Source organism: Actinospica acidithermotolerans (genome assembly GCF_018139625.1).
GTDB classification, from domain to species: Bacteria; Actinomycetota; Actinomycetes; order Streptomycetales; family Catenulisporaceae; genus Actinospica; species Actinospica acidithermotolerans.
The window spans coordinates 1-19,953 of record NZ_JAGSOH010000021.1; the positions used below are offsets into that span (position 1 = coordinate 1).

The window sequence follows — 19,953 nt, forward strand, 5'->3', positions numbered from 1 at the left end:
GCCTCAGAATCCGAACGACGCGCCGCGCTTGACCCCTGGCTGCACATCTACAACCATCACCGAGCACACACCGCGCTCAAAGGCCAACCACCCGCCAGCCGCGTACCCAACCTCACAGGACAGAACACCTAGGTCAGCGGCCGGAGCGGGGTCCCGCGGCGCGGCGGAGCCGGTTGGCGATGGCGAGCCCGAGACCCTCCTCCGCCGGCAGCGAGGCGATGATCAGATCGCAGCCGCGCTGGTCCAGCTCGCGCAGGAAACCGTAGAGCTCGCGGGCGTACTCCGCGTCCGAGCCTGGCACGACGGCGACGGCGTGCGCCTTCACCGGGGCGTCGGCGAACTGCGGCGGCAGGAACACGCCCACCTGGTGTCCCTCCTCCTGCGCGCGCTGAGCCTCGGCGATGACGTCGCCGGGCTCGACCAGGACGACCGTCGCGCGCGGCGCGTAGTGCGAGGGGTGCTGCCCGGGCACGCGGATGCGGCTGGACGAGTCGACCGCGAGGGGGCGGCCGAGGGCCTCCTCGAGCTGCTCGCGGGTGACGCCGCCGGGCCGCAGGACGCTCGGGACCTCGCCGGTCGTGTCGACGATGGTCGACTCGACCCCGACGTGGCAAGGGCCGCCGTCGAGCACGAAGTCGACCGCGTCGCCCAGCTCGGAGCGCACGTGCTCCGCGGTGGTCGGGCTGACCGAACCGAAGCGGTTGGCGGACGGGGCCGTGACGCCGCCGCCGAAGGCCTTCAGCAGTTCGAGGGCGACGGGGTGGTCCGGCACGCGCACGGCGACCGTGTCCATGCCGCCGGTCGCCTCCAGCGGCACGCGGGGACTGCGCCGCAGCACGAGCGTGAGCGGCCCCGGCCAGAAGCGCTCGGCCAGCACGCGGGCGGTCTCGGGGACGTCGGCGACCCACGCGTCCAGGTGCTCGAGGCCCGCGATGTGCACGATCAGCGGATGGGACGGCGGACGGCCCTTGACGGTGAACGTGCGGGTGACGGCGGCGGGGTTCTCCGCGTCGGCGCCCAGGCCGTAGACGGTCTCGGTCGGGAAGGCGACCAGGCCTCCCGCGCGCAGTACGTCGGCGGCCGCCTGGATGTCGCTCGGTGTCGCTGTCACCCGCGAAATTCTCTCACGTTCCGCGCTTGCCCCCGGCACGGCGTTCATGAATCCGGCGAGGGCGGGCACAAGATAGGTGCTGATACGCACAGCGATTGCCGAGGCGAGGGAGAGGCCTTGCGGAGGAGGGCAGGATCACCGTGAGCGAGAAGACCGATGTGAAGGGTGCCGCACCCATCCCGGCTCAGGTCAAGGGCACGCGGTTGGGCGGAACTTGGCTGATGCTCGCTCTCGGCGCCGCGGTCCTCGTGCTGCTGCTCGTGTTCATTCTGATGAACGGCCAGAGCGTGCAGGTCCACTTCTACGGCGCGCACTTCAACGCGCCGCTCGGCGTCGCGCTGCTGCTGGCCGCCGCCCTGGGCGTGCTGCTGGTGGTCGTCCCCGGCGGCGGCCGCATCCTCCAGCTCAAGCGCGCCGCGCGACGGCTGCACCAGGACCGCGAGCACCTCGCGTTCCGCCTCCGAGAGGGCCAGGAGGAGGCCGTCGCCCCCGGCGACGGTCCGGCTCCCGCGTCCGGCCGGCAGGCGGGCGCTCCGGTGACGACAGCGCCTGGCGCACCGGACCCGACGGCGGCGGCACCGACAGCGCCCCCGCAGCAGCCGGAGACCCGACCGAGCTAACCGACTCCCCCGACGCCGGACCGGCAGCAGCGGCCCGAACTGCGGCTCAGGCTCACCGCGACTCCGTCGAAGCTTCGCGGTCCGCGCCGCTCGCGGCGTCAACCGGGGACTCGACCGAGCTAACCGACTCCAGACCGGCCATTGCGACCCGACCTGCGGCTCAGGCTCACCGCGACTCCGTCGAAGCTTCGCGGTGGGCCCCGTCCGCGCCGCTCGCGGCGGCCCCGGCTCCTGCTGGGCCCGTCTGCACGACGCGGAAGCCCGGGAGCACCTCGCGCACCAGTTCGGCGAGGGCGGCGCGGTCCTCGGCGAGCGCCGCGTGCCCGGCGTCGGTGGCCCGGTAGAGCCGCCGGACTTTCCCGTCCACCGCTTCCTGGCGCGAGGTCAGCAGCCCCTCGCCCTCCAGCCGGTGCAGCGTCGGATACAGCGTCCCCGGGCTGATCCTGTAGCCGTGGCGGGCGAGCTCCTCGGTCATCCACGCCCCGTGAATCTCCTGCTCGGCCGCGTGATGCAGGATGTGCAGCCGCACCGCGCCGCGTACGAAATCGCGCACGACCCCTCCGCTCCCGCCCGGTCCGGCGCCGTGGTGGCGGCGCGGTGCGCGCGGTGATGGAACCGATATCGGCTTCCGATACTACCGTCGGCGGCGGCCTTGATCGCCACCGTTCACCGGCCGTTCACTGGCCCACCGATAGCGGCTGCCGATATCGTGAAGCGATATCGAAGGGCGAAGGGACCGAACGTGGGGCTAGAGCAGGGTCGCGCCGATTCCCCGGCGGACGACGCCGCGCCGTCCGGCGAGGCCGTCGCGGACGTGCCGTTGCGCGTCATCGCCCGGGAGTGGGGGCGGATCGGGGTCACCGGGTTCGGCGGGCCGCCCGCGCACATCGCGCTGCTGCGCGGGCTGTGCGTGACGAACCGCCGCTGGATCCCGGCGGGCGAGTTCGAGGACGCGATCGCCGCCTGCAACCTGCTGCCCGGGCCCGCCTCCACCCAGCTGGCGATCTGGTGCGGCTACCGGCTGCGCGGCCGGGCCGGCGCCGTCGTCGCGGGGCTCTGCTTCATCTGTCCTGGCCTGGTGATGATCCTCGCGCTCGCCGCGCTCTTCCTCGCCGCGCATCCGCCGACCTGGGTGCTGGGCGCCGCCGCCGGAGCCGGCGCCGCCGTGCCCGCGGTCGCGGTCCACGCCGCCTGGGGCCTCGCGCCCGCCAGCTGGAACCGGATCCAGGATCCTCGGCAGCCGGGCCGCCACGCCCCCCGCGCCGCCCGCGTGCGCTGGATCGTCTACGCGCTGATCGGCGGAGCCGCCGCGGCGACGATCGGCCCCTACCTGGTGCTCATCCTCATCGCGTGCGGCGTCATCGAGATCGGCGTACGCATCCGCCCCGGCGCAGCGGGAAATCCCGTCTCACCGAAGGCCGCGCTCCCGCTCGCCCTCCCCGCGGCGGCCGCCACCGGCGGATTGGCCGCCCTCGCGTGGACGGCGTTCAAGGTCGGCGCCCTGTCGTACGGCGGCGGATTCGTCATCATCCCGCTGATGCAGCACGACGCGGTGAGCACGTACCACTGGATGACCGGCGCCCAGTTCCTCGACGCCGTCGCCCTCGGCCAGATCACGCCGGGACCGGTCGTGCTCACCACCGGCGTCGTCGGCTACGCCGCGGCGGGGATCGGCGGCGGACTGCTCGCCGTGGCCGTCGCGTTCAGCCCGTCGTTCGCATTCATCCTGCTCGGCGGCCGGCATTTCGACCGGCTGCGGCGCAACCAGCCGGTCCAGGCGTTCCTGACCGGCGCCGGGCCGACGGTCATCGGCGCGATCGCGGGCTCCGCGATCCCGCTCGCCCGCGCCCTCTCGCACGACTGGCAGTACCTGCTGCTCGCCGCCGCCGCGCTCTGGCTCTTCGCGGCCCGCCGCGGCGTCGTCTCCACCTTGCTGCTCGCCGCCGCCTGCGGCGTCATCGCCGCCCTCGCCGGAGCCGCCGTCTCGTAGCCGCCGGATCCACCCCGATATTTTCTCGCACACAGGTTCGATCGGGTGTTACCGTGAACCCATGAAGGGAGCACTGCAGGGCTCGTTGCTGGATCTCGCGGACGAGGTCGCCGTCGGTTCGCTGGCCACGTCGCTGCGGCGGATCGAGCTGGGCCACGGCGCCTGGCTGGACGTGCGACCGCACTGGATCACCGGCGCGGACGAGCTGTTCGCGCGGCTGGTCGACCGGCTGCCGTGGCAGGCGGAGCGGCGGCGGATGTACGACCGGGTCGTCGACGTGCCACGGCTGCTCTGCGGCTACCGCGACGGCGAGCCGCTCCCGGATCCGATCCTGGCCGCGGCCCGCGAGCAGCTGAGCGCGCACTACTCCCCCGAACTCGGCGAGCCGTTCACCAGCGTCGGCATGTGCCTGTACCGCGACGGACGGGACAGCGTCGCCTGGCACGGCGACCGCTTCGGCCGTGGCAGCACGCACGACACGATGGTCGCGATCCTCTCCCTCGGCGCGCCGCGCACCCTCGCGCTCCGCCCGCGCGGCGGCGGGCCGGTCCAGCGGCACGAAGTCGGGCACGGCGACCTCGTCGTCATGGGCGGCAGCTGCCAACGCACCTGGGACCACTCCGTCCCGAAGACCGCACGCCCCGTCGGCCCCCGCATCAGCGCCCAGTTCCGCCCGCACAACGTCGGCTGACCGCGCCGCCCTGCCCGAATTCTGACGAGGAATCAACCCCTCCGGCATCGGAATCGCCTCCGTCCCCGGATCAGCACCCTGGGGGGCTACGCTCCTGCCCGCGGTCGCGCTAGCGTCGTCTGCGGGCGCCGTTCCATGCCCTCATCCACCCGGACCGACCCCATCGGGGAACGAGCAGACACGTGGCCACCGCGAGCCCGCCCCTCGCCGCCGCGCTCAGCGGCGTGCCGTCCTACACCGGTGCCGAAACCGTCGCCGGCACCCTCATCCTCTTCCTGGTCGCCGCCGCCGCGACCGTCGCCTTCATCAAACGCCGACGCTGAGGCGATTGGCCCGGCCGCCCCTGTCGCCTTCATCAGACGCCGACGCCGAGGCGGTCGGTGCCGAACCGTTGCCCTCGCGCTGAATCCTTGACTAGACAGACCTGTCTGTCTTAGGGTGTGCAGCACTAGACAGACCTGTCTTTTCAATCCGGCGAGGAGCCCATCATGACCGAGACCATGTCCGCGCCCGGGCCGCGCCCCGCACGCACGCATCGAGGACACCCGTGGGTGGACGGCTTCGTACGGCCGCTCCCGCTGGCGGCGTCCGTCGCCGCTGAACCGGCCACGGGGCCGGGCGGCATTTCGGCGGGGGCCGGGCGCGCAGCCGCGGTCGCCTCCGATGTGGGAAGGCAGGGACGGCAGCATCGGCAAGGGCGGCAGGCGCGGATCACGCGGGTGCCCCGGCTGTCCGGGCGGCCGGCGATCTTCCTGCTGGCGTCGCTCATCGTGTCGCTGCTCGCGTCGTCCGCCGCGCCGACCCCGCTGTACGCGATCTACCAGGCGCGATGGGGCTTCAGTCCGATCACCACGACCGTGGTCTTCGGGGTCTACGCGCTGGCCGTGCTGGTCGCGCTGTTGACGCTCGGCAAGATGTCCGACCACCTCGGGCGGCGCCCGATCCTGCTGGCTGCGATCGCCGCGCAGGCGGCGTCGCTGCTGGTGTTCGCTACTGCGGACGGCGTGCCGATGCTGATCACCGCACGGGTGATCCAGGGGCTGTCCACCGGCGCGGCGCTCGGCGCGATCGGCGCGGGGATGCTCGACATCGACCGGGAGCGCGGGACGTTCGCCAACTCGGTCTCGCCCGGAATGGGCACAGGTAGCGGCGCGCTGCTCTCGGCGATACTGGTCCGCTACCTGCCGGCGCCGACCCAGCTGGTCTACTTCGCGCTGCTCGGGGTGTTCGTGCTGCAGGCCCTCGGCGTCCTCGCGATCCGCGAGACCGTCACCCCCAAGCCCGGCGCGCTGGCCACGCTCGTGCCCGAGATCAAGCTGCCGCGTCAACTGCGCGGATCCGTGCTCGTCGCCGCACCGGTGCTGTTCGCGGTCTGGGCGCTGGCGAGCCTCTACGGCGCGCTCGGCCCGGCGCTCGTGCGCGAACTGACCGGCTCTTCGGAGGCGATCCTCGGCTCGCTGAGCCTGACCGCGCTGGCGGCGCCGGCCGTGGTCGCGATCGTCGTGCTGCGGCGCGCCGAGGCCAGGACCGTGATGCGCACCGGCATCCTCTCGCTGATCAGCGGCGTGGCGGTCACCCTGCTCGCCCTCGATCTGCGCTCGATCACGCTGTTCTTCGTCGGCACGGTCATCGCCGGCGTCGGCTTCGGCAGCGGTTTCCAGGGCGGCATCCGGACCGTGGTCCCGCGCGCCGAGGCCCACGAGCGCTCCGGGGTGCTCTCGCTGCTCTACACGGTCTCCTACCTGGGCCTGGGCCTGCCCGCGGTGATCGCCGGGTTCCTCGTCGTGCACGGCGGCGGCCTGGTCACCACAGCGTACGAGTTCGGCGCGGCGGTGATCGTGCTGGCGATCCCCGCCCTCGTCGAACTCCTGCGCCCGGCGCGCTCCACGGGCCGTGAGAAGGTGGCGGCCGAGGGCGCGTGACACCGCCCGACCACGCGGTTTACCATAGACAGATCGGTCTGTTCAGGAGGTGTTTCCGATGACTGTTCACAGCGCGGTGAAGGGCACGGCCCGCGATCGCCTGCTGGCCGCCGCGGACGAGCTCTTCTACCAGGAGGGCGTGCGGACCGTCGGCATCGACCGGGTGATCGAGCAGGCCGGCGTCGCCAAGGCGTCGCTGTACAACTCGTTCGGCAGCAAGGAGGCGCTGATCTGCGCCTACCTCGATCAGCGGGGCACCCGGGTCCTCGACCGCATCCTCGGGTACATCGCGCGCTACGAGTCGGCGCGCGAGCGCATCCTGGGGGTGTTCGAGGCCCAGGCCGAGGCCGCCGCCGAGTCGGGCTACCGCGGCTGCGCGTTCGTCCGGGCCAGCGCCGAGTCCCACCCCGGCGACCAGGTGGAGCAGGTCACCGCGGCCTTCCGCGGCCGGATCCGGCAGCTGTTCACCGACCTCGCCGAGCAGGCGGGCGCCGGCGACCCGGCCGACCTCGGCCGGAAGCTGCACCTGCTGTACGACGGCGGCTGCCTCTCCGCCCGGCTCGACCACGACCCGGCCGCGTACACGGTCTCGCGGGCGGCCGCCGAGACGCTGCTCGACGCCGCGCTCCCGGGCCGCTGACCACCGCCTCCCGAACACGAAAGGGCCGTCTCCGCCGCGTGCGGAAACGGCCCTTCGCCGTCGGGCGGTGGCACGGCTCAGTTGCTCAGTTGCGGCGGCCCAGGAGGTTCAGGAAGAACAGGAAGACGTTCAGGATGTCCAGGAAGATCGACGCGGCGAGCAGCGGCGCCGAGTTGATGTCCTGGGAGCGGCGCAGGCGCTGGAAGTCGACGAGGGTGAATCCGGCGAAGATCACCAGGCCGGCGATCGAGTAGATCATCGAGCTGTGCGGAATCCGGACGAAGATCGTGACGACCCCGAACAGGATCAGCGCGAGCAGCGCCCAGAAGCTGGCGCGGGCGACGCCGGACAGGTCGCGGCGGGTGGCGTACCCAGCGGAGCCGAGGCCCGCGATGAACAGCGCGGTCGCGCCGCCGGCCTGCCAGAGCGCCTGCGGGTTCGCGGTGGCGTAGTAGACCAGGGTCGGGGCGAGGGCCACGCCCATGAGCAGCCCGAACGCGCCGAGCAGCGCGAGCGTCGCCTCCTTGGAGCGGCGGGCGGTGGCACGCATCGCGATCAGGCAGACGAACGCGACGATGTAGGCGATGATGCCCGCCCCGCCGCTGAGGTTCCGGCCCAGGTAGGCGCCGAGCGCGAAGAGCCCGGCCGTTCCGGCCACATACGTCATGGTCTGCGCGAACAGTGTGTTCGCGGAGATCCGGTAGCTCGGCTGGCTCAGGGTTGCGTTGTACATGCCGGGTTCCTACCCACTTCCTCCGCCGCGGCATCCGGACCGATCCGCGCTGGTCGCGATGATACGCGTCCGGAGCAGCCGGAAGGAGAACGCCGGGGGGCGCAGGGTGACGTGACCGTGCGGTCCAGGACCGGTCCCCATGAGGGCTCTGCTACTTTCACCGGGTGAACGAGCAGGGGGCTGTAGACGACAACGCCGTAGAACACGATTACGCGGCGATCGGTGCCGAACCGCTGGAGGCCGAGGACCCGCGGCGGATCGGGGCGTTCCCGATCAACGCGGTGCTCGGGTCGGGCGGCATGGGTCGGGTGTACCTCGGCCTCGCGCCGGAGGGCTACGCGGCGGTGAAGAGCGTGCTGCCGCATCTGGCGGGCGACAAGGTCTTCCTTCACCACTTCGGGCAGGAACTGGGCAATCAGGCGAAGCTGCCCTCCGGTGTCAGCGCCCGGCTGCTCGCGGCGGATCTGACCGCGCGGCCGCCGTGGTTCGCGACGGAGTACGTCCCTGGCGTGACGCTGCACGAGGCGGTCTGCCTGAACGGCGGCTCGCTTCCCGCGGAGACCCTGTGGACCCTGACGTGGGAGCTCGCGAAGAGCCTGCGAGCGGTCGCGGCGCGGGGCATCGTGCACCGGGACCTGAAGCCCTCCAACGTGATGCTCACCGAGGACGGTCTGAAGCTCATCGACTTCGGCGTGGCCCGAGCCGTTGATCAGAGCTCTGTGACAGCGACCGGCGTAGCCGTCGGGACGCCCGCTTACATGGCGCCCGAGCAGGCGCAAGCCGTGAAGAATCTGACGCCGGCCGTCGACATCTTCTCGCTCGGCAGCATGCTCGGTTTCGCGGCGAGCGGGATTCCGGCCTTCGGCGAGGGGGCCGGAGCGGACCTGTTCTATCGGATCATCCACCAGGAGCCTGATCTGGGAACGCTGAACGAGCTCGACCCGGAACTGGGCGCGCTCGTGGCGCGGTGCCTGGCCAAAGACCCCGCGAAGCGTCCGTCGGCCGCGGAACTGGCCGATCTCGTGGCGGAGAGGTTCGCCGCCGCGGACGACGAAGGGGAAACGGTTCTGGAAGGCGCGGCGGAGCCGGCCTGGCCGGAGGTCATCGCCCGGCGAATCAGGGTCCGCGCGGAATTCGCGGCGACCGCTCCGCCCTCCGAGCCTGCCATCCCGGTCGAGGAGGAGACCGAGGCGCTCGCGCTCGGGGCAGTGCCGGTGCCGCCGGGTCCGGACGACGTCCAGACGATTCAGAACGCGGATCCACGTGCGCAGAAGGGCCCCGCTGGACCGGGTTCCGATGCCGGACACCCCGGCCGGCGCAAGCGCCACGTCTCTCGCAAGACGCTGGCGCTGGTTCTGCCGGTGATCCTCGTGACAGGTACGACCGCCGCGCTCTACGGACTGCATCTCGCACCGTTCACCACCTCGTCCTCGGCGAACAGCGCCCAGGGGCCGGGCAACGCGAACCCGGGCAGTGCGACCGCGACGCCGGGCCACGGCGTCTCGGCGTCGTCCACTGCGTCACCTGGCGAATCCGGCAAGCCCGGCGTCTCGCGTTCGGCCAGCGAGCCGATCAGCTCCGCAAACAGCCAGGACTCTGCTACGGGCGGAAGCAACGGCGGATCGACGGCGGGCGCCACGAGCAGCGGGACGACCGCCGGCACAAGCCACAGCTCGAGCGGCGGCAGCAGCGGAAGCGGCGGCACCAGCGGGCAGAGCACGTCGGACCCGGCCGTGGTCTCGTTCTCCACACCCAGCATGCTCGAGAACGTCGGGCAGAAGAACTGTGTGGAGGACGGCGGCGGCGTCACGCCGACGAGCGCCTCGTGCACCGGCGGGTCGAGCGAGGGCTGGACCGCGGTCAAGGAGTCCGGCAACACGTTCGAGATCGTGAATCAGGCCAACGGCGACTGTATCAACGGCGAAGGTGACAATTACGCCACCCTCGGCCTTTGCGACGCGTACAGCGGCCAGTACTGGGAGATCGGATCGCGCACGGCGCAAGGCGGAACGTTGGAGAGCCCCGCTGGCGGGTGCCTGGCGTACAAGAGCGGCAGCTACGTTACCGAGACCTGCAATGCGAACGACACGGCGCAGATCTGGTTCGACGCCGGGACCGCGTGATCCACACCCACTACCCGGCGCCACTGAGTAGATGTCAGCTGAAGTACGGCCCGAAGTGCCCGTCGTCCGCCACGTGCTGAATCCACGCCGCCTTCGCGCCCGGCGACGTCGCGTTGCTCTGCACCGCCGCGAAGCCGCCGAGGGCCACGTCGACGTAGTAGGCGTTGCTCTGAGCCGGTGTGGTGCTCCAACTCGCGCTCAGCTCGGCCCCGGTCTTGATGTCGGCGCAGTGCGCTGAAAGCGAGAGCGGATAGCTGACCCCGCCCGGATCGGTGTACCAGTCCGCAGCCGTCGTCTGCCCGCTCCCGCTCGGCTCGCACTCCAGCACCTGCCCGCCGGCCGTCGTCTTCGTCAGGATCCCGCGGATCGTTCCATCGAGCTCCGGGAAGACGTAGAACGTCGTGGCCGATCCGTCGGCGTTGACCGACTGGGCGTAGTAGTAGCCGTTGTGCGGCGCCTGCTCGATGGGGATCGAGCCGAGCTCGTAGGTGCCCGACTGCGTCTCCTGCTCGGCGCCCCAGTTCGTAACGGCGGTCTTCGCCGTCTCGCCGGGGAAGACGATCCAGCCGTTCACCGTCCCGGTCCCGATGGACTGGTTCCAGTACGACGTCTGCCCGTCCCACATCGCCGGATCCGTCAGTCCGCCGACGGGCCCGGAGAACCACAGGTCGGCCAGCACGCCGAGGCTCGTGGTCAAGGTGATGTGGTACGCCCCGCGCGCCGGATCGTAGACCGCCGAGCCCTCCGGCGAGACGATCGACGGCGGATCGTCCGCGACCGAATACCCCAGCGGCACCGGAACCGGCTCCTCGAACCACCCGTTGCTCGCCGCCAAGGCGGTGTCGTCCTGCGGCACCATCCCGACGATCGCGATCGCCGGCACCGGCGACCCCAGCGCCGGCGTGGTGTTGTAGCTCAGGAACAGCTTCGCGCGGCTGTTCGGATCCTGGGCCGCGAACCAGACCTCGTTGTCCTTCTGGCCGGCCCGGTCGACGATCCCCGAGGCGGTCCCGGTCCCGAACACGCTGGGCGGCTCCGCCGCCCAGGCCGCGGCCGGCGCGATCAGCGTCATGGCAAGCGCCCCTAAGGCGGCGCAGGTGATTCTTCGTGGGCGAAGGTGCACTTTTCGACCATTACCCGCGACCGCCCCAGGGAAACGACGGGTATTACCTCACCTCTGCGGCGACCACGGTCCAGCCCTTCGCCGCCTCCTCGTCCAGGCGCAGGTCGAAGCCGAGGGTGACGGAGCGGCGCTTGTGGGCGTCGCCGCGGAGCACCTCCTCCGTGCGGCGGTCGACTTCGTAGTAGAGGCCTTCCGCGCCGACGGCGATGCTGAAGACCACCGGATCGCGCGAGACGAGCGAGCGCACTTCGATCGACGCGACGGAAGCCTGGCGCATGACCGTGCGGTTCGGGGTGCGTACAGACGTGAAGTCGAGGCTGCCGTCGTTCATGACCCACTCCTCGAGGAACTGCTCCACGGCGACCTCGAGGACGGACTTGTCGAACCGGGCGTCGACCAGGCTCAGGTCAGTGGCGGCCGCATCGGCGTCGGTGCTCCACGAGATGTTCGTGAGCGCGAGGATGTCGCTCTCGCCCCTGACCGTCGACTGCCCCGCCACTTCGAGCACGGCCTCACGCTTGACGGCCCTCTGATCCCAGCCGTCCGTCTCGATGGCGTTCGTCAGGTGGTGCGCGCCCTCCTCCGCCTGCTCGATCGACGCGACGATCCACGCCCCGGCGTCGTCCTTGCGCAGCGTCCAGTACTCGACAGGGGTCGACGAGCCGTCCTTGCGCACGGCCTGCGATCCGTTGACGCGGCGCACGTAGTCGTTGAGCGTCGCGGTGATGCGGAAGGTGACGGTGTCGTTCACCTCGCCGGACCGGTTCGCGACGTCGACCAGCTCGACCTTCGGGCCGGCCAGGATCTCCACGACGTTGACCTCGCCTCGTGACGCGTAGTCGCGCAGCTCCTCGGCCCACTTGCCGTAGAGCACCGGAGACATGATCTGCCGCAGAGTGCTGTAGTCCTGGTCGGTCCACGCGCGCTGCGCGGTCCCGTACAACCAGACAGCACGCTGCTTCAGCGTCTCGAGATCGAACGTCGCATCCGTGTCCGCGATCCCCGCGACCCGCGCCTCGATCTGCGTGGCCCGCAGCGCCGCCTGCGCGTCCGCTCGGTGGGCCGTGCGGTCTGACGCGGTGTTCAGCCCGCTCCGGTTCCCCGCCCTCCGGCTGCGCGACCGGAACCAGAGGACCAGCACGACGATCGCGATAAGGATCAGCAGACCGACGGCGCTGCCGCCACCGGCCACGTAGACGCCGCCCACGCCGCCGTACCCGCCGGTCGTCCCGTGGTAGCCACCGCCACCGCCGCCTCCGCCGCCGCTGAATCCGTGACTGCCGCCCCCACCGCGGGCGTACGCGACAGCCGGGCTGCCCAGCCCCGCGACCGCAGCGAGCACAAGAATCCGCCGACCGGCACGCACGCGTGTCCTCCTGAAGAATCGGAAACAACCCCCGGACCAGGCTACCGGTCGCGTACCCCGGCGGACGTCAGCGCCGGGCGCGGCCCGTTTTTGGCGACACCCCACAAAGCTCGGCGCGAGGCCTGCTTCCACCCCGGCATGCCCAGACGTGGGCGGAGCCGCCAGAATGGTCGTGGCAGGGGAACCGGTGCAGACGGTTCCCATTGTGCTTTAACTGCAAGGAAGGCTTGCTTCGGTGTTCAGTCGCGTCGCCATCGTCAACCGGGGTGAGGCCGCGATGCGGCTCATCCACGCCGTCCGAGACCTCGCCGCGGAGACCGGCGCGCCGATCGAGACGGTCGCGCTGTACACCGACGTCGACCGGACGGCCACCTTCGTGCGCGAGGCGGATCTGGCCTACGACCTGGGCAAGGCCTCGGCGCGGCCGTACCTGGACCTCGCCGTGCTGGAGCGGGCGCTGGTCGAGTCGGGGGCGGACGCGGCGTGGGTCGGCTGGGGGTTCGTCGCGGAGGACCCGGCGTTCGCGGAGCTGTGCGCGCGGATCGGGGTGACGTTCGTCGGGCCGAGCGCGGACGCGATGCGCAGGCTCGGCGACAAGATCGGCGCGAAGCTGCTGGCCGAGGAGGTCGGCGTGCCGGTGGCTCCGTGGAGCCGCGGGGCGGTCGAGGACCTGGACGCGGCGGTGCGCGCGGCGGGCGAGATCGGCTACCCGCTGATGCTCAAGGCGACCGCGGGCGGCGGCGGACGCGGCATCCGCGTGATCACGAACGAGGCCGAGCTCGTCGACGCGTACGAGCGCACCAGCTTGGAGGCGGCCCGGGCCTTCGGCAGCGGCATCGTCTTCCTCGAGCGGCTGGTCACCGGCGCCCGGCACGTCGAGGTGCAGGTCATCGCGGACGGCCAGGGCACCGCGTGGGCGCTCGGCGTGCGCGACTGCTCGGTGCAGCGGCGCAACCAGAAGGTCATCGAGGAGTCGGCCTCGCCGGTGCTCGGCCCCGAGCAGACCGCGGAGCTCAAGGCCTCGGCCGAGCGGCTCGCGGTCGCGGTGGGCTACCGCGGCGCGGCGACCGTCGAGTTCCTCTACCACCCGGGCGAGAAGCTGTTCGCGTTCCTCGAGGTCAACACCCGCCTTCAGGTGGAGCACCCGATCACGGAGTCGACCACCGGCGTCGACCTGGTCAAGCTGCAGCTGCACGTCGCGTCGGGCGGCAGGCTGACCGGCGAGATCCCGGCCGAGCGCGGGCACGCCGTCGAGGCGCGGCTGAACGCCGAGGACCCGGACCGCGACTTCGCCCCCTCCCCCGGCCGGATCGCCCGGCTCGACCTGCCGGCCGGCCCCGGCATCCGGGTGGACACCGGTGTGAGCGAGGGCGACACGATCCCCGCCGACTTCGACTCGATGATCGCGAAGATCATCGCCTACGGCCGGGACCGGGACGAGGCGCTCGGCCGGCTGCGCCGCGCCATGCTGGAGACCACGGTCCTGATCGAGGGCGGCGCGACCAACAAGAGCTTCGTGCTCGACCTGCTCGACCAGCCCGAGGTGATCGACGCCAGCGCGGACACCGGCTGGATCGACCGGGTGCGCGGCGAGGGCCGGCTGGTCTCGCACCGCCACTCCGCGATCGCGCTGGCCGCGGCCGCCATCGAGGCGTACGAGGACGAGGAGGGCGTCGAGCGGCAGCGGCTGCTCTCGACCGCGTTCGGCGGACGTCCGCAGGTGGCGCACGAGAGCGGCCGTCCGCTGGAGCTGATGCTGCGCGGCGCGGCCTACGGGGTGAAGGTGGCCCGGGTCGGCGCGCGCCGGTTCCGGGTCGGCATCGACGCGGCCGGGCAGACGCACACCGCGGACGTCGAGCTCGACCGCTTCGACGAGCACACCGGCCAGATCATCGTCAACGGCACCCGGTTCCGCCTGGTCACCGGCACGCACGGCCCGGTCTACCTGGTCGAGGTGGACGGCGTGGCGCACCGGGTCAGCCGGGGCGAGGGCGGCGTGGTGCGCTCCCCCGCCCGCGCGCTCGTGGTCGCCGTGCCGGTCGCGGTCGGCGCCGAGGTCGAGGCCGGCGCGCCGATCGTCGTGCTGGAGAGCATGAAGATGGAGACGGTGCTGCGCGCGCCCTTCCGCGCCCGGCTCAAGGAATGCTCGGTGACGGTCGGCAGCCAGGTCGAGACCGGCGCGGCGATCCTCCGTCTGGAGCCGCTGGCCGAGGAGGGCGAGGAGGCCGGGAAGGACGCCGCCCCGGGAGCCGCCGACACCGAGGGCATCCGCCTCGAACTGCCCGCCGTGAGCTGCGACGTGCCGGCCCGGGAGCGGGCGCTGCGCGGACTGCAGGACATTCGCAGCCTGCTGCTGGGCTTCGACGTGGACCCGCACGACGAGAGCCGGGTGCTCGCCGACTACCTCGCCGCGCGGGAGGAGCTGGCCGAGGCCGGCCGGCGCCCGCTGGCCGAGGAGATCGACCTGCTGTCGGTGTTCGCCGACCTGTCCGAGCTCAGCCGCAACCGGCAGGCGGGCGACGAGGGCGGCACCGAGACCCGCGTGCACAGCGCGCGCGAGTACTTCCACACCTATCTGCAGAGCCTCGACGCCGAGCGCGCCGGACTGTCCGAGTCCTTCAAGGCGCGGCTGGCGAAGGCGCTCGGGCACTACGGGGTGACCGACCTCGAGCGCACGCCGGAGCTGGAAGAGGCCGTTTTCCGGATCTTCCTCGCGCTCCAGCGCGCCTCCTCCGACGCCAACGCCGTGACCGCGCTGCTGCGGGCGTGGCTGGCCGAGGCGCCGCCCGCGGACGACGAGCTGCGCGAGACCGCGGGCCTCGCGCTCGAACGCCTGGTCGCGGCGACGCAGGTGCGCTTCCCGGTGGTCTCCGACCTCTCCCGCGGCGTGGTGTTCGGGTGGTTCGGCCAGCCGCTGCTGCGCCGCAACCGCGCCCGCGTCTACGCCGACGTCCGCAGGCGCCTGCGTCACCTGGACGCGAACCCCCAGGCGCCGGACCGCGCCGAGCACATCGCGGCGATGGTCGCCAGCACCGAGCCGCTGGTCCGGCTGCTCAGCCAGCGCATCGGCCGCGACAGCGTCGACCACAGGCTGGACCACGCGCCGATGCTCGAGGTGCTGACCCGGCGCTACTACGGCAACAAGGGCCTGGTCGACGTCCGCACGCTCGACGCGGGCGGCTGCCGGTTCGTGGTCGCCGAGCGGGCCGGATCCCGGCTCGCGTCCACGGCGGTGGTCTTCGACGAGTTCGGCGCCGCGCTGCGCGGCCTGGCCGAGGTCGCGGAGGCCGGCGAGGACGGCGTCGACGCGGACGTCTACCTCTCCTGGGAGAAGCAGCCGGAGGACTCGGACGCGCTGGCCGCCGGCCTGCAGGCCGTGATCGACGGCCAGCCGCTGCCGGGCCGGGTGCGCCGGCTGACCGCCACCGTCGCGGGCATCGGCGGTGCGGTGATGCACCATCACTTCACCTTCCGGCCGGGCGAGAACGGGATGGCCGAGGAGCGGCTGATCCGCGGCCTGCACCCGTACATCGCGCAGCGGATGCAGCTCGAGCGGCTGCGCGAGTTCGACCTCACCCGGCTGCCTTCCTCGGACGAGGAGGTCTACCTCTTCCAGTGCGTGGCCAAGCAGAACAAGGACGACGACCGCCTCGTCGCCTTCGCGCAGGTCCGCGACCTGACCGAGCTGCGCGACCACGAGGGCCGGCTGGCCGCGCTGCCCACGGCCGAGGACACCGTCGCCGCGTGCCTCGACTCGATCCGGCGCGCGCAGTCGCGGCGGCCGGCGAAGAACCGCTTCCCGACCAACCGGATCGTCATCTACGTCTGGCCGCCGATCGAGATCACCCGCGCCGAGGTCGAGACGATCGCCGCGCGCGTGATGCCGACCACCGCGGGCGCCGGGCTCGAGGAGATCCTGTTCATCGCCCGGCAGCGCGACCCGGAGACCGGCGCGCTGGCGAAGGTGGAGGTGCGCTTCACCTTCGACGCCACCGGCGGCAGCAGGCTGATCATCGGCGAGCCGTCCGACGAGCTGGTCGAGCCGCTCGACGGCTACCGGCTCAAGGTGCTGCGGGCCAGCAGCCGCAACACGGTCTACCCGTACGAGCTGACCGGCCTGCTCGGCGCGTTCGCCGAGTACGACCTCGACGACGCCGGGGGGCTGGTGCCGGTGGACCGGCCGAAGGGCCGCAACAGCGCGGCGATCGTGGCGGGCGTGGTGACCACGCCGACCGAGCGCTACCCCGAGGGCGTCACCCGCGTGCTGCTGCTGGGCGACCCCACGAAGGCGCTCGGCGCGCTCTCCGAGCCGGAGTGCCGCCGGATCATCGCGGCGATCGACCTCGCCGAGCGGATGCGGGTGCCGCTGGAGTGGTACGCGCTCTCGGCCGGCGCCCGGATCTCGATGGAGTCCGGCACCGAGAACATGGACTGGGTCGCCGCCGCGCTCAAGCGGATCGTCGAGTTCACCCAGGACGGCGGCGAGATCAACGTCGTGGTGGCCGGGATCAACGTCGGGGCGCAGCCGTACTGGAACGCCGAGGCGACGATGCTCATGCACACCAAGGGCATCCTGGTGATGACGCCGGACTCCGCGATGGTGCTGACCGGCAAGCAGTCGCTGGACTTCTCCGGCGGCGTCTCGGCCGAGGACAACTTCGGCATCGGCGGCTACGACCGGATCATGGGCCCGAACGGCCAGGCGCAGTACTGGGCCGCGGACCTGATGGGCGCGCGCGACGTGGTGATGGCGCACTACGACCACTGCTACATCGCGCCCGGCGAGCGGCACCCGCGCCGCGCGGCCACGAACGACCCCTTTGACCGGGACATCTCGGCCTTCCCGCACTCGTCGCCGGACAGCGACTTCAGCACGGTCGGCGAGATCTTCTCCGCGGAGGCGAACCCGGACCGCAAGAAGCCGTTCGACATCCGGGCCGTGATGCGCGCCGTCGCCGACCAGGACCACGCGGTGCTGGAGCGCTGGGCGGGCATGGCGGAGGCGGACACCGCGGTCGTGCAGGACGTGCACCTCGGCGGTATCCCGGTGTGCCTGCTGGGCATCGAGTCGCGCTCGGTGGCGCGGCGCGGCTTCCCGCCGGCCGACGGCCCCGACACCTACACCTCGGGCACGCTGTTCCCGCAGTCCTCGAAGAAGGCCGCGCGGGCGATCAACGCGGCCAGCGGCAACCGGCCGCTGGTGGTGCTGGCGAACCTCTCGGGCTTCGACGGCTCGCCGGAGTCGCTGCGCAAGCTGCAGCTGGAGTACGGCGCGGAGATCGGCCGTGCGATCGTGAACTTCGACGGCCCGATCGTGTTCTGCGTGATCTCGCGGTACCACGGCGGCGCGTTCGTGGTCTTCTCGAAGACGCTGAACCCGAACATGACCGTGCTGGCGCTGGAGGGCTCGTTCGCCTCGGTGCTCGGCGGCGCGCCGGCGGCCGCGGTGGTGTTCACCGCCGACGTCAACGCGCGCACGGCCAACGACCCGCGCATCCGCGGACTCGAGGCCCGCGTGGCCGCGTCGGCCGGTGCCGAGCGTGCCACGCTGACCGCCGAACTCGACGAGACCCGCGCGACGGTGCGCACGGAGAAGCTCACCGAGGTGGCCACCGAGTTCGACCGCGTGCACAACATCCGGCGCGCTGTGGAGGTCGGCTCGGTCGACGCCGTCATCAGCGCCGCCGAGCTGCGCCCGCGCATCATCGAGGCCATCGAGGCGCGTCTCGGCTGACCCCGCTCGCCGATCGGCTGATCCACGGTTCGTGCCCCGCGCTCACCCGAGCGCGGGGCACGGCCGTTCCCGGAGGCCGCCACTCCCCCTGGAGGGTCGGCCGAAGCACCTGCCCGTGAGCGCGACACGGTCCTCAGGCGAGGGCGGGTGGCACCAGGACGACCTTGCCGAGCGGGTGGTCGTTCTCCAGGTGGGTGAAGGCCGCCCTGACCTCGGCCAGCGGATAGGTCCGGCTGATCGGCACCTCGATCCGGCCGCTCGCCGCGAGCTGCGCGAGTTCGGCCAGCACCGCCTGGCTGGTGCCTTCGGCGCTGCCCTGCGAGCGGGTGCCGAGCCGTGCCGCGGCGCCGTAATCCAGCGTGTTGATTCGTTCGGGCGGCACGCCGAACGAGAGCGCCAGGTCCGGGTAGTCGCGGCCCTGGAAGTCCAGGAACGCATCCACGCCGCCGGTTCCGCCCTCGATCGCGCGGCGGAGACGGTCGGCGACGCCGTCGCCGTACTCGACGAAAGTGGCGCCCTGGGACTCCAGCCAGGTCCGGTGCCGGGTGGAGGCGATCGCGACCACGTTCGCCTCGCGCAGGCGCAGGAGCTGGACCGCCAGGCTGCCGACGCCGCCGGTGGCTCCGGTGACGACGACGGTCTCCCCGGCGCGCGGATCGACGCCTTCGACGGCGGCGTAGGCGGTGGCGCCCGCGACGTAGAGGGCGCCGGCGACGGTCCAGGGGAGCTCGTCGGGCTTGCGGACGAGCTGGTCCGCGGGGACGACGACGTACTCGGCCTGGCTGGAGCGCTCCCAGCTCCAGCCGAGGACCTGGTCCCCGGCAGCCCAGCCGGTCACCGCGTCGCCGAGGGCGGCGACGGTGCCGGCGAAGTCGCTGCCCTGCCCGGACGGGAACGTCGCCGGGAACCGCTCGTGCAGGGCACCGGTCCGGATCTTGGTCTCGCCGGGGTTGATCCCGGCGGCCATCACCGCGACGAGAACCTCGCCCGGCCCGAGCGGACGGGGCTCGACGTCTTCGACGCCCAGCACGTCGACGTCTCCGTAGCGGTGGAAGCGCACGGCTTTCATATTCGGTCCTCCGGTCCGGGAATCAGGCGATGCCGCCGTTGGCGAACAGCACCTGCCCGTTGATCCAGCGGCCGCCGGTTCCGGCCAGGAAAGCGACGGACTCGGCGATGTCCTCGGGCGTGCCGAGCCGCTCCAGCGGGGCGGCGGACGCGATCCGGGCGATCAGCTCGTCGCTCTTGCCCTGGGTGAACAGCGGCGTCGCGGTCGGTCCGGGCGCCACCGCGTTGACGGTGACGTCTCGGCCGCGCAGCTCGCGGGCGAGGATCAGGGTCATGGCCTCGACCGCGCCCTTCGTCGCGGCGTAGGCGGCGTACTCGGGCTGCTGGAGCCTGGTCACCGAGGTGGAGAAGTTGACGAGCGCGCCGCCGCGGCGCAGCCGGCGGGCGGCGAGCTGGGAGACCACGAAGGTGCCGCGCACGTTGACCCGGTGCATCCGGTCGAAGGCCTCCAGCTCCATCTCGGCCAGCGGCGCCAGCAGCATGATCCCGGCGGTGTTGACGACGACGTCGATGCCGCCGAAGCGCTCCTCGACGGCGTCGAAGAGCGCGGTCATCTGCTCCGGCTCGGCTACGTCGCCCGGCAGCGCGAGCGCCGTGCCGCCGTCGGCGGTGATCGACTCGGCGACGGCCTCGGCCGACGCCGCGCTGCCCGCGTAGTGGACGACGACGGCCATGCCGTCCGCGGCGAGGCGGCGCGAGACCGCGCTGCCGATGCCGCCCGAGCCGCCGGTGACCAGCGCCACCCTGCGCTCTCCGGATCCGCCCTCTGAAATCAGACTGCTCACGATCGCTCCCGGTTCGAGGTCCGCGCGCAGGCCCGCGCTCGGTGTCC

At 72.2% G+C, this 19,953-nt stretch carries 15 protein-coding genes and 1 pseudogene; 9 read left to right on the forward strand and 7 right to left on the reverse strand.

The window, feature by feature from the left end:
- Positions 1-132: pseudogene (locus KDK95_RS10085) on the forward strand (integrase core domain-containing protein); the annotation flags it as partial.
- A 1-nt stretch (position 133) separates the two neighbouring features.
- Here the strand turns inward: KDK95_RS10085 and KDK95_RS10090 are convergent.
- Positions 134-1,159, reverse strand: coding sequence for an L-threonylcarbamoyladenylate synthase (locus KDK95_RS10090; protein ID WP_249160823.1), 1,026 nt, complete (start codon positions 1,157-1,159; stop codon positions 134-136).
- A gap of 92 nt (positions 1,160-1,251) precedes the next feature.
- On the opposite strand from KDK95_RS10090, the gene KDK95_RS10095 reads away from it, so the two are divergent.
- Positions 1,252-1,731 carry a lipopolysaccharide assembly protein LapA domain-containing protein gene (locus KDK95_RS10095; RefSeq protein ID WP_212517806.1) on the forward strand — a complete coding sequence of 160 codons (480 nt, stop codon included), beginning with the start codon at positions 1,252-1,254 and terminating at the stop codon, positions 1,729-1,731.
- A 166-nt stretch (positions 1,732-1,897) separates the two neighbouring features.
- Here KDK95_RS10095 and KDK95_RS10100 read toward each other — a convergent pair whose 3' ends face one another.
- On the reverse strand, positions 1,898-2,284 hold the full coding sequence (locus KDK95_RS10100) for an Rv3488 family transcriptional regulator (protein WP_212517807.1): 387 nt from the start codon (positions 2,282-2,284) through the stop codon (positions 1,898-1,900).
- A gap of 189 nt (positions 2,285-2,473) precedes the next feature.
- Here KDK95_RS10100 and chrA point away from each other — a divergent pair, with 189 nt between their 5' ends.
- From chrA to KDK95_RS10125, 5 genes are all read left to right on the forward strand, one after another.
- Positions 2,474-3,721, forward strand: a complete 1,248-nt coding sequence (gene chrA, locus KDK95_RS10105; RefSeq protein WP_212517808.1) for a chromate efflux transporter — start codon at positions 2,474-2,476, stop codon at positions 3,719-3,721.
- A 61-nt stretch (positions 3,722-3,782) separates the two neighbouring features.
- Positions 3,783-4,412, forward strand: coding sequence for an alpha-ketoglutarate-dependent dioxygenase AlkB (locus KDK95_RS10110; protein WP_212517809.1), 630 nt, complete (start codon positions 3,783-3,785; stop codon positions 4,410-4,412).
- A gap of 182 nt (positions 4,413-4,594) precedes the next feature.
- Positions 4,595-4,735: a hypothetical protein gene (locus tag KDK95_RS10115; RefSeq protein ID WP_212517810.1), complete on the forward strand. Its 141-nt coding sequence runs from the start codon at positions 4,595-4,597 to the stop codon at positions 4,733-4,735.
- A 165-nt stretch (positions 4,736-4,900) separates the two neighbouring features.
- The gene (locus KDK95_RS10120; RefSeq protein WP_212517811.1) at positions 4,901-6,334 is read left to right on the forward strand and encodes an MFS transporter; all 1,434 of its coding nucleotides are present in this window, start codon (positions 4,901-4,903) and stop codon (positions 6,332-6,334) included.
- 58 nt (positions 6,335-6,392) lie between these two features.
- Positions 6,393-6,974 carry a TetR/AcrR family transcriptional regulator gene (locus KDK95_RS10125; RefSeq protein ID WP_212517812.1) on the forward strand — a complete coding sequence of 194 codons (582 nt, stop codon included), beginning with the start codon at positions 6,393-6,395 and terminating at the stop codon, positions 6,972-6,974.
- Between the two features lie 85 nt (positions 6,975-7,059).
- Here KDK95_RS10125 and KDK95_RS10130 read toward each other — a convergent pair whose 3' ends face one another.
- Positions 7,060-7,707, reverse strand: a complete 648-nt coding sequence (locus KDK95_RS10130; protein ID WP_212517813.1) for a Bax inhibitor-1/YccA family protein — start codon at positions 7,705-7,707, stop codon at positions 7,060-7,062.
- A 164-nt stretch (positions 7,708-7,871) separates the two neighbouring features.
- Between KDK95_RS10130 and KDK95_RS10135 the strand changes: the two genes are divergently transcribed.
- A complete protein-coding gene (locus KDK95_RS10135; RefSeq protein WP_212517814.1) occupies positions 7,872-9,830 on the forward strand; it encodes a serine/threonine-protein kinase in 1,959 nt (652 codons plus the stop codon).
- 34 nt (positions 9,831-9,864) lie between these two features.
- Here the strand turns inward: KDK95_RS10135 and KDK95_RS10140 are convergent, their stop codons facing one another.
- Both KDK95_RS10140 and KDK95_RS10145 read right to left on the reverse strand, forming a co-directional pair.
- Entirely contained in the window at positions 9,865-10,902 is a 1,038-nt protein-coding gene (locus KDK95_RS10140; RefSeq protein ID WP_212517815.1) for a hypothetical protein, read from the reverse strand.
- A 94-nt stretch (positions 10,903-10,996) separates the two neighbouring features.
- Entirely contained in the window at positions 10,997-12,319 is a 1,323-nt protein-coding gene (locus KDK95_RS10145; protein WP_212517816.1) for a Tim44 domain-containing protein, read from the reverse strand.
- A gap of 235 nt (positions 12,320-12,554) precedes the next feature.
- Here KDK95_RS10145 and KDK95_RS10150 point away from each other — a divergent pair, with 235 nt between their 5' ends.
- Positions 12,555-18,053: an ATP-binding protein gene (locus tag KDK95_RS10150; protein WP_212517817.1), complete on the forward strand. Its 5,499-nt coding sequence runs from the start codon at positions 12,555-12,557 to the stop codon at positions 18,051-18,053.
- A 133-nt stretch (positions 18,054-18,186) separates the two neighbouring features.
- Here KDK95_RS10150 and KDK95_RS10155 read toward each other — a convergent pair whose 3' ends face one another.
- A complete protein-coding gene (locus KDK95_RS10155; RefSeq protein ID WP_212517818.1) occupies positions 18,187-19,122 on the reverse strand; it encodes an NADP-dependent oxidoreductase in 936 nt (311 codons plus the stop codon).
- A gap of 22 nt (positions 19,123-19,144) precedes the next feature.
- A complete protein-coding gene (locus KDK95_RS10160; RefSeq protein WP_307844299.1) occupies positions 19,145-19,906 on the reverse strand; it encodes an SDR family oxidoreductase in 762 nt (253 codons plus the stop codon).
- Positions 19,907-19,953 lie beyond the last annotated feature (47 nt).

Coding starts and splice junctions, on each gene's coding strand:
- KDK95_RS10155 (WP_212517818.1), bottom strand. CDS start 19,122: ATGAAAGCCGTGCGCTTCCACCGCTACGGAGACGTCGACGTGCTGGGC.
- KDK95_RS10140 (WP_212517815.1), bottom strand. CDS start 10,902: ATGACGCTGATCGCGCCGGCCGCGGCCTGGGCGGCGGAGCCGCCCAGC.
- KDK95_RS10130 (WP_212517813.1), bottom strand. CDS start 7,707: ATGTACAACGCAACCCTGAGCCAGCCGAGCTACCGGATCTCCGCGAAC.
- KDK95_RS10120 (WP_212517811.1), top strand. CDS start 4,901: ATGACCGAGACCATGTCCGCGCCCGGGCCGCGCCCCGCACGCACGCAT.
- KDK95_RS10110 (WP_212517809.1), top strand. CDS start 3,783: ATGAAGGGAGCACTGCAGGGCTCGTTGCTGGATCTCGCGGACGAGGTC.
- KDK95_RS10125 (WP_212517812.1), top strand. CDS start 6,393: ATGACTGTTCACAGCGCGGTGAAGGGCACGGCCCGCGATCGCCTGCTG.
- KDK95_RS10090 (WP_249160823.1), bottom strand. CDS start 1,159: ATGAACGCCGTGCCGGGGGCAAGCGCGGAACGTGAGAGAATTTCGCGG.